The sequence below is a fragment of the Gemmatimonadota bacterium genome, from assembly GCA_040388625.1.
Classification (GTDB): domain Bacteria; phylum Gemmatimonadota; class Gemmatimonadetes; order Gemmatimonadales; family Gemmatimonadaceae; genus Fen-1247.
In genome coordinates this window covers 383,753-397,833 of record JAZKBK010000001.1, presented here as the reverse complement: position 1 = coordinate 397,833, position 14,081 = coordinate 383,753, and the positions used below count along the sequence as shown (strand labels likewise).

Annotated in this window: 10 protein-coding genes; 1 reads left to right on the top strand and 9 read right to left on the bottom strand. The window is 62.0% G+C overall.

The features are described 5' to 3' along the window. Positions 1–257: 257 nt before the first annotated feature. The 6 genes from secA to V4529_01790 are packed head-to-tail and all read right to left on the bottom strand — an operon-like array spanning position 258 to position 8,726. Positions 258–3,572 carry a preprotein translocase subunit SecA gene (secA, locus tag V4529_01815; GenBank protein ID MES2357056.1) on the bottom strand — a complete coding sequence of 1,105 codons (3,315 nt, stop codon included), beginning with the start codon at positions 3,570–3,572 and terminating at the stop codon, positions 258–260. Continuing rightward, positions 3,569–4,114, bottom strand: coding sequence for a nicotinate (nicotinamide) nucleotide adenylyltransferase (gene nadD, locus V4529_01810; protein ID MES2357055.1), 546 nt, complete (start codon positions 4,112–4,114; stop codon positions 3,569–3,571). The genes secA and nadD overlap by 4 nt, the downstream gene beginning before the upstream one ends. Next, a complete protein-coding gene (bamD, locus tag V4529_01805) occupies positions 4,069–4,851 on the bottom strand; it encodes an outer membrane protein assembly factor BamD (protein ID MES2357054.1) in 783 nt (260 codons plus the stop codon). The genes nadD and bamD overlap by 46 nt, the downstream gene beginning before the upstream one ends. Continuing rightward, the gene (locus tag V4529_01800) at positions 4,848–6,254 is read right to left on the bottom strand and encodes a UDP-glucose/GDP-mannose dehydrogenase family protein (GenBank protein ID MES2357053.1); all 1,407 of its coding nucleotides are present in this window, start codon (positions 6,252–6,254) and stop codon (positions 4,848–4,850) included. Before V4529_01800 ends, bamD begins: the two co-directional genes overlap by 4 nt. Positions 6,255–6,260: 6 nt before the next feature. Further along, entirely contained in the window at positions 6,261–7,589 is a 1,329-nt protein-coding gene (locus V4529_01795; GenBank protein ID MES2357052.1) for a nucleotide sugar dehydrogenase, read from the bottom strand. 15 nt (positions 7,590–7,604) lie between these two features. Continuing rightward, the gene (locus V4529_01790; protein ID MES2357051.1) at positions 7,605–8,726 is read right to left on the bottom strand and encodes a DegT/DnrJ/EryC1/StrS family aminotransferase; all 1,122 of its coding nucleotides are present in this window, start codon (positions 8,724–8,726) and stop codon (positions 7,605–7,607) included. Between the two features lie 149 nt (positions 8,727–8,875). Here V4529_01790 and V4529_01785 point away from each other — a divergent pair, with 149 nt between their 5' ends. After that, positions 8,876–9,172, top strand: a complete 297-nt coding sequence (locus V4529_01785; GenBank protein MES2357050.1) for a hypothetical protein — start codon at positions 8,876–8,878, stop codon at positions 9,170–9,172. 48 nt (positions 9,173–9,220) lie between these two features. On the opposite strand, the gene V4529_01780 is transcribed toward V4529_01785, so the two are convergent. Genes V4529_01780 through carB form a run of 3 tightly spaced genes read right to left on the bottom strand, consistent with a single transcriptional unit; the run spans position 9,221 to position 14,047 of the window. Beyond that, positions 9,221–10,243: a Gfo/Idh/MocA family oxidoreductase gene (locus V4529_01780; protein ID MES2357049.1), complete on the bottom strand. Its 1,023-nt coding sequence runs from the start codon at positions 10,241–10,243 to the stop codon at positions 9,221–9,223. Next, a complete protein-coding gene (locus tag V4529_01775) occupies positions 10,236–10,805 on the bottom strand; it encodes an acyltransferase (protein MES2357048.1) in 570 nt (189 codons plus the stop codon). Before V4529_01775 ends, V4529_01780 begins: the two co-directional genes overlap by 8 nt. Continuing rightward, positions 10,802–14,047, bottom strand: coding sequence for a carbamoyl-phosphate synthase large subunit (gene carB, locus V4529_01770; protein MES2357047.1), 3,246 nt, complete (start codon positions 14,045–14,047; stop codon positions 10,802–10,804). The genes V4529_01775 and carB overlap by 4 nt, the downstream gene beginning before the upstream one ends. Positions 14,048–14,081 lie beyond the last annotated feature (34 nt).

Below are 14,081 nucleotides of genomic sequence, written 5' to 3'. Positions count from 1 at the left end.
CATGAATACATGCAACTACGGCCGCTAAGATCGGGCAATCGCGAGCGGCCGGTGTCGATTTGACGCACGTAATTTCGAATGTCGATTGCGCGTAAATGGGCCAGGCGCGTGCTGGGTCATGATGACGCGACCGTCATCCAATTCCGATTGCAGCCGACCGGGCCAGGCGCGGATACGTCCGCGCCCTACGTATGACCACCAATTCGGTGCGTAACCGAGCGTCGTCGGGATGACCATCAATTCATCGCGCGGCGACGTTACGCCATCACGGCCCCGTGACACTTCTTGAACTTCTTGCCGGAACCGCACGGACATGGATCGTTGCGCTTCACGTTCGTCCAGTCTGCACCGGCGGGTGCGCCGCCGGAGACGCCTGGCACACCAGCGGGCGCTTGCGGCGTGAGCGACTTCTGCCGGCCCAGCCCGACGACCGCGGGATCGGCACGCGTTGCCGCGACTTCCTGCGTCGGGGTTTCCGCGGGACCGATGTCCATGTCCTCGTCGGTGCCCGTCGCCGCGCGCGTAACGTCTTCGACGTCTTCCAGAATTCCGAGCGCGTTGTAATGCCGTGTCGGGCGCGGCGGCGCTGGCGGTGCCGCGGGCTGGCCACCGTCGCCACCCTGCTGACCCTCGAACACAATCTGCGCGCGCGCGAAGCGCTCGGTGAACGTGTGCTGCATGTCCTGCATCAGGTCCACGAACATCGTGTACGCTTCCTGCTTGTACTCGACGAGCGGATCCTGCTGGCCCCATGAGCGATAGTGGATCGCGTTACGCAGCTGATCCAGATCGTAGAGATGATCCTTCCACTTCTCGTCCAAAACGTTCAGCATCACGAGCGACAGCAGACGACCGGCAAATTCGTTGAGTCCGCGCATCTTCGCTTCGAACGCCGCGATAGCCGCAGTCACCGCAGCCTGGCGCGCGGATGCGATCGTCGTCGGCCATTCGCCCGCCTTCTCGAACTCGGGAACGATCAGCATGTAATTCTGCATCAGCTCCTGACGCAGAAGCTCGATGTCGAATGCGCCGTCCTCCTCGGTCTCCGCAAGTGCCGTCTCGACGCGCTTGCCGACGGCCTTCTCGATCATGCGCTCCGCCTCGCCGCGCAGTTCCTCACCACCTTCCAGCGCGAACGACCGCAGCGAGTACACAACCTCGCGCTGCTGATTCATCACGTCGTCATATTCGAGCAGACGCTTGCGTGACTGGAAGTTCTGCAACTCCACGCGCTTCTGTGCCTGCTCGATCGACCGTGTAATGAGCGAGTGAGTGAGCACCTCGCCCTCCTTCGCCCCCATCGCATCCATCAGCTTCGCGATGCGATCGGATCCGAAGAGACGCATGAGATCGTCTTCGAGCGACAGGAAGAACTGCGAGGCGCCGGGATCACCCTGACGTCCCGCACGACCGCGCAACTGCCGGTCGATGCGCCGCGACTCGTGCCGCTCCGATCCGATTATGTGAAGTCCGCCATCCTCCATCACGTCGACGATCTTGCCCTCGGCGTCCTTCACCTTGGACGGCTTGGCCGTCGTTACACCTTCGCCAAGCTTGATGTCCGTTCCGCGGCCGGCCATGTTGGTCGCGATCGTGACTGCGCCGGGATGACCTGCCTCGGCGACTATCTCGGCCTCGCGCTGGTGGTACTTGGCGTTGAGCACGTTGTGCGGAATGCCGGCGCGCTTGAACAGCTTGGACAGTGTCTCGGAAACATCGACGTTCACCGTTCCGACGAGCACCGGGAAACCGAGCTCGTGCAGTCGCTGCGTCTCTTCAGCTATCGCGTTGTACTTCTCGCGGCGTGTCTTGAAGACGAGATCGTTGCGATCGTCGCGCACGACGGGACGGTTCGTCGGAATTACAGCGACACCAAGCTTGTAGATCTGATGGAACTCGGATTCTTCCGTCTCTGCTGTGCCGGTCATACCGGACAACTTGTCATACATGCGGAAGTAATTCTGAATCGTGATCGTCGCGAGAGTCTGAGTCTCGCCCTTCACGCTCACGCCTTCCTTCGCCTCGACGGCCTGATGCAGACCTTCCGACCAGCGGCGACCCGGCATGGTACGGCCCGTGAACTCATCCACGATCAGAACCTCGCCTTCCTGCACGACGTAGTTCACGTCCTTCTCGTACAGCGAGTGCGCACGCAGCAGCTGATGGATGATGTGCAGCTTCTCGGACTTGGCTGCGTACTCCGCATTGATCTTGTTTCGCTGCTCGATCTTCTCAGCCGGTGTCATCTCCGGATCGTGATCGATCAGATGAACCTGCTGCGAGATGTCGGGGAGGATGAACTGCTCGCGATCGTTCGGCGACATGAAGTCGATGCCGCGGTCCGTGAGATGGACCGCCTGTCCCTTCTCGTCCAGAACGAAGAGCAGATCTTCCTCGATGTCCCGCATTTCCTGACGGCTCGCCGTGACGCGCCGATCAGCGATATGCTTGAGCTCCATGCCCTGCACCAGCTGCTTGACCCCGGGCTCGTTCAGCAGCTTGAGGAGTCGCTTGTTCTTGGGGGCGCCTAGACGCGCCTTGTACAGCAGCGTCGCCGCGGTCTCGGTGTCGCCCTCGCGCAGCGCGCGCTCGCCGTCAGCGGCGAGCGTGTTGGCCATCTCGCCCTGCATGCGCACGAGCCGCGCGACTGCGGGGTTGTGACGTGCATACTCCTCATCCACCTCGTTACCGACCGGCCCCGAGATGATGAGCGGAGTGCGCGCCTCGTCGATGAGCACCGAATCGACTTCATCGACGATCGCGTACGCATGAGTCCGCTGCACGCGCTGATCCAGCGACACCACCATGTTGTCGCGCAGATAGTCGAAGCCGAACTCGTTGTTGGTACCGTACGTGATGTCGCACTCGTAGACCATGCGACGCTCGTAGCTGCCCGGCTCGGTATCGTCCAGACAGCCGACTGTCAGGCCGAGATACTTGTAGAGATGACCCATCCACTGCGAATCGCGGCGGGCCAGGTATGAGTTGACGGTGATGAGGTGCGCGCCGCGGCCCGGCAGCGCGTTGAGATACAGTGGCAACGTCGCGACGAGCGTCTTTCCCTCGCCCGTCGCCATCTCGGCGATGCGTCCGCGATGCAACTGGATTCCGCCGATGAGCTGCACGTCGTAGTGGACCATGTTCCACTCCTGATCGTGCCCCGTGACGTTCACCGTCGTGCCCAGCAGGCGGCGCGCAGCCTCGCGCACCGTGGCGAACGCTTCTGGGAGGATCTCTTCGAGCGTGCGCGCGACCACGTCGCGTAGCTGCCCCTCGAGACCGCCCCTGCCGTCCGATCCGCCCAGCTCGTCGTCCAGCTTCTCGCGCTCCGCCGCGGAGCTCGCCACGTGCTTCTGCTCCTTCAGCTCGGCGATGCGTGCTTCGAGCTCGCCCGTGACTTCCTTGATGTGCGCGCGGAACTTGGCCGTCTGGCCGCGCAGCTCGTCGTCCGACAGCGAGTGCAGTCGCTCGTATTCAGCGTTGATCTGATTGACCAGTGGCTGCACACGCCTCCGTTCCCTGTCGTGCCGGGTGCCGAAGACGTTCTTGATCAGACCAGTAACCTCTGTCACCATTGATACAACCTTTCCGATTCGATGATCTCAGCGACCGCGTCCAGCACGAAGCCGCGCACCGACTTCCCCGCACGCGCCCGCGCGCGGACCTCAGTCGATGAAACCTCAACAACGCGGCCGGCGAATTCACTCTCCGTCTTCCGCGCAAGAATCTCTATATGAACGAGCGTTCGAATAGTCTCCGGCTCGCGCCATTCGTCGAAGCGCGACCAGGCATCTTCCCCTATGAGCAGATACAGCTCCACGCCCGGGAATGCCGCCACAAGCGATTGTACGGTCGCAACCGTGTAAGATAACCCGGGCCGGTCGATTTCGATCCTGCTCGCCTCGAAGATCGAGTTCTCTGCAACCGCAGCCTGTACCATTCTGAAGCGCTGATCAGCCGACGCGACGTGCTGCGCTCCGGCCTTGAGCGGCTGCTGGGCGGTCGGCACCCACAGCATGCGATCAAGCCCCAGGCGCTCGGCGGCATCCACTGCCGCGAGATAGTGCCCTATGTGCGGGGGGTCGAAGCTTCCGCCGAAGACGCCGAGCCGCACTGCTTGGCAACCTCCTTGTCATTGGGGTAGGCCTTGAGCGCTGCTGTACAGAGATCCTTCGCATCTGCGTCGTACTTGATCGCGCGATACGCCGTCAGCAAGTCGAGGTACGCCTTATGTGTCGCCGTGGCCGTCGGGTGCTTCTTGATGACGTCCTTGAGGTAGATGATCGCCGAATCATATGCGCCACGTCGGAGATAGTGGTCGCCGACGTCCAGATCCTTGGTCGCAAACATGTTGTCCAGACGCGCGATCGCGGCGTTCGCCTGCGGCACCAGATGCGAATCCGGATACAGTGACACCAGCGACTCGAACGTATTCAACGCAGACGTGCCATAGGTGGGATCGAGCTCCGGCTTGCGCCACATCTTGGCGTACGACCGCCCGCCGGCGAGAAGTGCCGTGGGAGCAAGACTGTCGTCGGGGAACGCGTCCGAGATGCGAGTGAAGCTCTGCGCAGCCAGAAGGTGGTCACCGTTCTTTTCCTGAGACTCTCCCAGGTAGTAGTAGGACAGCGGCAGCAACGCGTCGCGGGCAGGCAGGTCGTGCGTGAGCTGCTCGAAGCCCTTGGCCGCGTCGTCGTAGTGATGCGAGTTGAACTGCTTGAGTGACGCCGCAAATAGCGACTCGGGATTGCTGGCGTACACCTTTGGATCGAAGTTGCCGTGGCACGCCGTAGCGAGGGCGAGCGCCAGGAGCGGTCCGAGAACTACAAACGAGTGGCGAGCACGGTTCACGCGGTTTTTTCCTGGGCGCCGTTGTGCTGGCGTCCTATCGAGTAGTAAGTGATTCCGACATTGGACATCTTTTTGGGATCGTACAGATTGCGACCGTCAACCACGATCGGCCGCTTGAGCGTAGCCTTCAGACGGTTGAAGTCCGGGTGCCGGTATTCGTTCCAATCCGTAACGATTACCAGCGCATCAGCGCCGGCCAGAGCATCGTACCCCGTTTCGGCGTAGCAGATCTTGCCCCCGCGATCGCCGATCCGGCGACGAGCTTCTTCCATTGCCGCAGGGTCGTGCGCGCAGACAGTTGCGCCCCACCCAAGCAGCTGTTCGATCAGAACGAGTGCAGGTGCTTCCCGCATGTCGTCGGTTCCCGGCTTGAACGAAAGCCCCCAGACGGCCACGCGAACGCCTTTGAGGTGATTGTTTTCTGAATCGCCCAAATCGCTATCCGGCAACAATTTATCGCGCCCTGGTTCATGTACTACATGAGACAGTAAGGCGTGACGGACTTTCTCGCCGAGCCGTCGCTTCTGACGCTCGTTGGAGCTATCGACCGAGCTGAGTATCTCGAGCGGGACGCCGGACTGCGCACCGGTGCGCACCAGCGCCTTTACGTCCTTGGGGAAGCAGCTTCCGCCATACCCTGGCCCCGGGAACAGAAAGCTTGGACCGATGCGCGTATCGCTCCCGAGTCCTCGGCGAACCTCATCGACATCCGCACCGGTCGCCTCGCACAGCGCGGCGATCTCGTTCATGAAGCTGATCCGGGTCGCCAGCATCCCGTTTGCGGCGTACTTGGTCATCTCAGCAGACGCGATGTCCATGTAGATGACCGGGCGGCCGGTGCGCACGAACGGAGCGTAGAGCTCGCCCATGACAGTGGTGGCGAACTCGCTCTCGACACCAAGGACTACGCGGTCAGGCTTGAGGAAGTCCTCGACAGCGGCGCCCTCTTTGAGAAACTCGGGATTGCTGACGATGTGGAACGGAAACCGCGCGTGCCTGGCGACCGCCTTCTTGACCAGCGGAGCGGTACCCACGGGAACGGTGGATTTGGTAACGACGACCGTCTCGCGCGTGATCGAGCGCCCGACGGTGTCGGCGACGGCAAGGACATGGGACAGGTCAGCGGATCCGTCTTCGTCCGGCGGCGTGCCGACCGCGATGAACACCACTTCCGCATCCGCGATGGCGGCTTCGACGTCCGTGGTGAAGACGAGCCGGCCGTCAGCTTGGTTCCTTTCGACGATCGCGTCCAGGCCGGGCTCGAAGATCGGGATCTCGTTTCGCTTGAGGCGTGAGATCTTCCCTTCGTCCAGGTCGGCGCAGATCACCGCGTTGCCCGTTTCAGCGAGGCACGCCCCGGCGACCAGGCCGACATAGCCCGTTCCTATTACAGCGATGTTCATGTTGCGCTAGGCCGCGTCTGCCGACAGCGGCACGATGCGCCCGGTCTTGGACGTGAGACCCTTGGTGGCATTGCGTGCATCCACTACGACAGGCGCCAGATCGACGACTCGCTGATAGTTCACCGCGTCGTGATCGGTGACGATGACCACTGCGTCCGAGTGCTTGAGCACGGCATCCGTCAACTCGACGCTCGTGAAGGTGTGACCGTCCTCCCTGAACGTCGGCACGTGCGGGTCGTGGAACGAGACCTTTGCACCACGTCCCTCCAGCAGCTTGATCACGTCGAGTGCCGGACTCTCACGCATGTCGTCGATGTTCTTCTTGTAAGCGACGCCGAGCACGAGAACCTTGCTGCCATTCACTGATTTGTGCTCGTGATTGAGTGCCTGCGCGACCTTTTCGACGACGAGGGCCGGCATCTGCGAATTGATCTCGCTGGCCAGATCGATGAAGCGCGTCTTGTAGTTGAGCGTGCGCATCTTCCAGGCGAGGTAGTGCGGATCGAGCGGGATACAGTGGCCGCCGATTCCAGGGCCCGGTGTGAACTTCATGAAGCCGAACGGCTTGGTGGCCGCGGCGTCGATCACTTCCCAGACGTTGACACCGAGCTTCTCGCAGACGATCGCCATCTCGTTTGCCAGCCCGATGTTGACCGAACGGAAGGTGTTCTCGAGCAGCTTGACAAGCTCTGCAGTCTCGGTCGAAGTGACCGGCACGATGGTGTCGAGGCAGCTCTGGTACAACGCAGTCGCTACTTCCGTGCAGGCGGGCGTTATTCCGCCGACCACCTTGGGTGTGTTCTTGGTATGCCAGACCGGATTGCCGGGATCGACGCGCTCGGGGCTGAAGGCGAGGAACACGTCGCTACCGATCTTGAGACCGGCGGATTCGAGCTTCGGCTGCATCAGTTCGCGCGTGGTGCCGGGATACGTCGTGCTCTCGAGCACTACGAGCATGCCGGGATGTGCGTAGTCGCTGATGGTCGCGGTCGCGGCGACGACGTAGCTCATGTCGGGGTCGCGTGTCTTGACGAGCGGAGTCGGAACGGCGATCGAGACGCAATCCATCTCCTTGATGCGCTTGGGATCGGTCGTGGCCTCGAACAACTTCCTGCCGACAACGTCGGCGAGCTCAGCCGATGGAACGTCCTGGATGTGTGACTTGCCGGTATTGAGCATGTCGGTCAGGCTCTTGGTTACGTCGAAGCCGATGACCTTGAATCCGGCTTTCGCGAACTCGACCGCGAGCGGAAGTCCTACGTAGCCAAGTCCGACAACGCCGATGACGGCGGTGCGGTCGGCGATTTTGTCGAGAAGACGCTGCTTGTTATCCATTCGTTTGGAGGGCCCTCAACGGCCGTAGAAAGCGCGAACCGCCGAGATTACCTCGTCGCGCTGTGAGTCGGTAAGCTCCGGGTATACCGGCAGCGATACAACTTCCTTTGCCGCACGCTCGCTCTCCGGAAAATCGCCTTCCTCGTAGCCGAGGTAAGCGAAGCACGGCTGGAGATGCAGCGGCAGCGGATAATAGACAGAGTTGCCGATGCCGCGTTTCTTCAGAAATTCCTGAAGCTCGTCGCGGCGCGCGGCGCGCAGCGTGTACTGGTTGTAGATCGACTGATTCCTGCTGTCGATCACGGGGGTACGCACACCGTCGAGATCCGCGAATGCCCTGTCGTAAAGCGATGCGTTACGACGACGCGCGGCGCTCCATGCTTCCAGGTGCGGCAGCTTGGCCGACAGCACGACGGCCTGCAGCGCATCGAGTCTGCTGTTGTAGCCGACCTCTTCGTGAAAGTACGTCTTGACGCTGCCGTGAGTCCTGAGTCTCCGGAGACGCGCGGCGAGCTCATCACTCTGAGTGACGGTCATGCCGCCGTCGCCGTAACCGCCGAGGTTCTTGGAGGGAAAGAAGCTGAACGTACCGATGTCAGCGATCTCACCGGCCATCACCTGACGTCCATCGACGTGTCTGCTTGCGCCGATGGATTGCGCGGCGTCCTCGATGACGGGCATTCCCTGCGGGAGCACGTTCCGGATCTCGTCGATCGCTGCCATCTGTCCGAACAGGTCGACCGCAATGACAGCCTTGGCGTCGGGCGTGCTGCGCACCGTTTCGTCAACGGCTTCGGGAGAGATGTTGAACGTATCGGGATCGATGTCGGCGAAGACCGTTCGCGCACCGACGTTGTGAATTGCGCCGGCGGTCGCGAAGAACGTGAACGGAGTCGTGACGACTGCGTCGTCGCGTCCGATGTCAAGAGCGCGCAGCGCGAGCAGGATCGCGTCTGTGCCGTTGGCACAACCGATCGCGTGCGTCGTGTGCGAGAGCTGGGCAACCTGTTTCTCGAGGCGTTCGACAGGCTCGCCGAGTATGAAAGTCTGCCCGTCGACGATGGGCATGATTGCGGCGAGGACTTCGTCGCGAATCGTCCCGTGTTGGGCTTTGAGGTCTAGAAGGGGTACGGCCATGATATTCGGGGTTGCGGGCGCCGTCCAGCGAGGAGGCTGGACAGACGACGATACAGCCTGGAAAGATCGCCGGTCGGAGCGCCCTAAGTCAATTAATTTCCGCTATGGGCGCCAGGTGTGCGCCCCCGCAACTCTTGCCGCGAGGAAGGATGGATCCGTACACCGCCCACACTATCATCCGCGATGTCACTTTCATTGCCATCGCGGCGATCGCGGGAATCGGCTATCCCATGGCGCGAGCCTATGGCAAGCGGGTCGAGAAGGGGATCGCCAACCTGCCACGGTCGCTCCAGTCAGCGGAGGCTGCCGAGGCGCGGATGGAGCGGATAGAGAGGGCCGTCGAGGCGATGGCGCTGGAAGTGGAACGGATGGCGGAGGGCCAGCGATTCATGACCAAGTTGCTGGCGGAGCCGGGCCGGCTCAAGCCGCCGGAGAATAAGGACTGACCCGTCAGATCGTGATTCCCGCCAACGCGTGGCATCGCCTGCCTTTCCCTACAGACTGACTACCTTCCCGGTCCGGGCCGACTCGTAGATCGCGAGAATGATCTCCAGCGACTTCCGCCCTTCCCGCCCATCCGTATCCGGCACGGCCTCTCCCCTGAGCACGCGGAGGACGTTCCGGTAGTAGCCTTGGTGGCCGAACCCGTAAACTGTCGGGGGCGTGGTAGCCGCTGATTCGATCAGCTTGTCGTCGTCGTCGTAGTCCTCGAACAGCCACGTATCGACCCGGTTGACGGCTGTGCCGCCGATCTTCACGGAGCCGCGGTCGCCAAGGATGGTGAGCGAGCCTTCCAGGTTCTTTGGATAGGTCAGCATCGTCACGTCAAGCACGCCGATCGCGCCGTTCTGGAACCGCAGCACGGCCGCTCCGGAGTCCTCGGCTTCGATCTTCCGCTCCTGCGTGGCGGTCATCGCTGCAACGCTCTCGACCGGCCCTGCAAGCCACTGAATCAGGTCCACGTAGTGCGAGGCCTGGTTCATGAACGCACCGCCGTCCATGGCCCACGTACCGCGCCACGGAGCCTGGTCATAGTACTCCTGAGGCCGTGCCCAACGGACGGTGCAGTTGGCGGAATGGATCCGTCCGAAGCGGCCCTTCTCCACTGCACGCTTCACGAGCTGGATCGCCGGGTTCAACCGGTTCTGCTTCACCACGAACAGCCTCACACCGGCTTCGGAGCACGCATCGATCAACGAGTCTGCACCGGCCAGTGAGATGGCCATCGGCTTCTCGCTCACCACGTGCTTCCCCGCGCGCGCGGCTTCGATTCCGTGCACGGGATGCAATCCGGACGGCGTCGCAACGGTAACGACGTCGCACTCTACCCCCGCCAGCATTTCCGCGAGTGACGCGAAGGCAGGAACGCCATTCGCAGTCGCCGCGGCTTCGGCGCGCGACGGAACCACGTCGGCGACCGCGACGAGATCCAGCCCGTCGACGCGCGCTATCGCGTCGAAATGATTCTTCGCGATGCGTCCGCATCCGACCAGCGCTACGCGAAACTTCTCAGACACGAGCAATGGAGTTGCCGTGATTCACATATTGCTTGCCGCATGCTTCGCACCCGGGCGCATCTCCAGCGGGAAGCTTCTCACCGCACTCGCACACCCAGCCCACCCGGCGCGCCGGCACGCCGACCATCAGCGCGTACGCCGGAACATCCTTCGACACGACCGCTCCCGCGCCAATGAAACAGAACTCACCCAGGGTCGAGCCGCAGATGATCGTTGCGTTGGCTCCGATGGACGAACCGCGCTTCACGAGAGTTGCGCGGTATTCGTTCTTCCTCGACACATGGCTGCGTGGATTGATGACATTGGTGAACACCATCGACGGTCCACAGAACACGTCATCTTCGAGCGTCACACCTTCGTAGATGGACACGTTGTTCTGGATCTTCACGTTGGCGCCGATACGCGTGCCGTTCATCACGACGACATTCTGGCCGAGCGAGCATCGCTCGCCGATTACCGCACCGCCGAGTATGTGACAGAAGTGCCACACCCGAGTTCCGGCGCCGATCTGCGCGCCTTCATCGACGAACGCCGATTCGTGAATGAAAACGTCGTCGCTCATCGCGCCTCGACGGGGCGCTCGATCCGCGAGTGCCATTCCTGCAGCGAAGTGACCGACGCGGGGCGCGATCGCATGGCCAGCACGGCGTCACAAGCGGCGCTGGCCGCAGACAGTGTCGTGGTGTACGGTACGTGGTGCGCTATGGCCGCCTGGCGCATGGAGTAGTCGTCCTTCTGTGCGCGCTTGCCCATTGGCGTGTTGATGAGAAGCTGGACCGTTCCGTTGACGATGAGGTCGATCACGTGTGGCCGGCCCTCATGCACCTTGTATACCCGCGTCACAGGAATGCCGAGCTTGCGCAGATGACGGCCGGTCCCCTCGGTTGCATGGACGGTGAAGCCGAGCTCGTGGAATCTGCGCACGATCGGCGTAACCGATGCCTTGTCGGAGTCATTCACCGAAACGAATATGCCGCCACTCATCGGCAAGCCGTTATCGGCGGCCAGCTGCGCCTTGTAGAACGCGGTTCCGAACGACTCGGATACACCCATCACTTCGCCCGTCGATCGCATCTCGGGCCCCAGAATGGGATCGAACTCGCGGAACTTGTTGAATGGGAAGACTGCTTCCTTCACGGCGACATACGGCGGAAGCACTTCTTCAGTGAAACCGATGTCGGCGAGCTTCTCGCCCGCCATGACACGCGCCGCGATCGACGCGAGTGGAACACCGATTGTCTTCGACACAAATGGAATCGTGCGACTGCCGCGTGGATTCACTTCCAGCACGTACACCACGCCGTTCTTGATGGCGTACTGCACGTTGATCAGCCCGATGACGCCGAGCGCCTCGGCTAGCGCAACAGTATGAGCGCGCATCGCTTCCTGCTCATCCTCGCCGATCAGGTACGGAGGGAGAACGCACGCGGAATCGCCGGAGTGAATGCCTGCATCCTCGATGTGCTGCATGATTCCGCCGATGACAACCTGATCACCATCGGATATCGCATCGACGTCGGCCTCGAATGCATCTTCCAGAAACTGGTCGATCAGAACTGGCCGGTCTTCCGATACACGCACCGCGCGCTCGAAGTAATCGCGCAGAGAATCCTCGTCGTACACGATTTCCATCGCCCGGCCGCCAAGTACGTACGACGGTCGTACCAGCACCGGATAGCCGATTCTCGTCGCGGCTTCCACCGCGCCAGCGATGCTGGTGGCCGTTCCGTTTTCGGGCTGCCGAATTCCGAGCTTGCGCGCGATCGCGTCGAAGCGCTGCCGGTCCTCGGCGATATCGATCGCGTCGGGCGATGTACCGAGTATCGGAACTCCTGCGGCTTCGAGACCACGCGTCAACTTGAGCGGCGTCTGACCACCGAGCTGCACGATCACTCCGACCGGATGTTCACGGTCGACGATTTCGAGAACGTGCTCGAGCGTCAACGGCTCGAAATACAGCTTGTCCGAGATATCGAAGTCGGTCGAAACAGTTTCCGGATTCGAGTTGATCATTATCGTCTCGAAACCCTGCTCGCGCAGCGCGAGTGACGCGCGCACACAGCAGTAGTCGAACTCGACACCCTGACCGATGCGATTCGGACCGCTGCCGAGTATCACGATGGACTTCCGGCCCGTTGGCGGCGCCTCGCTCTCCTCGTCGTACGAGCCGTACAGGTACGGAGTCGCAGACGGAAACTCGCCGGCGCACGTATCCACCATCTTGTAGGCCGGACGCACGCCGAGCGCCCAGCGCTGTGCGCGCATCTCGCCCTCGGATACGCTGCGCAGGTCGCCGAGCTGGCGATCGGAAAAACCCATGCGCTTCATGCGGCGCATTTCGGTCGCCGTGACTTCCGGCAACGCAGTCCACCTGCGCTCCGCTTCGGTCAGCTCGTGCAGCTGCTCCAGAAACCATGGATCGATCCACGTCAGCTCGAATATCTCGGCAACAGTAAAGCCGGCGAGCATGGCGCGCTTGATCTGAAACATTCGCTCCGGCGTCGGCTGGCGCAGCGCGGCACGCAACGTATCCGCGGAGTCATCGGCGAGGCGATCATCGATGAGACGAGCGCCAACTTCCCAACCGGAGCGGCCAGTCTCGAGTGCGCGCAGCCCCTTCTGGAATGCTTCCTTGAATGTACGGCCGATCGCCATCGACTCACCGACAGATTGCATCTGCGTGGTGAGGTGTGCCTTTGCGGAGGTGAATTTCTCGAACGCGAAGCGTGGGCACTTGACGACTACGTAATCGAGCACGGGCTCGAACGACGCCGGCGTGGTGCCAGTGATGTCGTTCGGGATCTCGTCCAGTCTGTAGCCGACAGCGAGCTTGGCGCCTATGCGCGCGATCGGGAATCCGGTAGCCTTGGACGCGAGTGCGGATGAGCGCGACACGCGCGGATTCATCTCGATGACGATCATCTCACCGTCGGCAGGATTCACCGCGAACTGGATGTTGCATCCGCCGGCTGCGACGCCGATCTCGCGTATGATTGCCACGGAAGCGTCGCGCATCACCTGGTACTCGCGATCGGTGAGCGTCATCGCTGGCGCGACTGTTATCGAGTCGCCCGTGTGCACACCCATCGGATCGATATTCTCGATGGAGCATACGATGACGACGTTGTCCGCCGCATCGCGCATCACTTCCAGCTCGAATTCCTTCCACCCGATGAGGCTGCGCTCCACGAGCACCTGGCTCATCGGCGAAAGATCGAGTCCGCGCTTCACTATCTCCTCGAACTCATCGCGGTTGTAAGCGATGCCACCGCCGCTGCCGCCGAGCGTGAACGCAGGTCGGATGATCGACGGGAAACCGGTGTCCTCGACCAGCACGAGTGCTTCCTCGAACGTCGTCGCCGTTCCGCCGCGAGCGACCTGCAGTCCGATGCGTTTCATCGCCTCGTTGAACAGCGCGCGATCCTCGGCAGTGCGTATCGCACGCTGGTCGGCGCCGATCAACTCGACACCGTATTTCTCGAGCACGCCGTTCTGTGACAGCGCCATCGCGACGTTCAGCGCGGTCTGGCCACCCATCGTCGGCAGCAGCGCATCGGGACGCTCCTTCTCGATCACGAGCTCGACGAACCGGGGCGTGACGGGCTCGACGTACGTCGCGTCCGCGAACTCCGGGTCGGTCATGATGGTGGCGGGATTCGAGTTGATGAGAATCACCTCGTATCCCTCTTCCTTCAAAGCCTTCGTCGCCTGGGTGCCCGAGTAATCGAACTCGGCGCCCTGACCGATGACGATCGGTCCGGAGCCAATGACGAGGATGCGGTGGATATCAGTACGCTTGGGCATTTCGACCTTCTAAGATACAAAAACGGGGCGACTG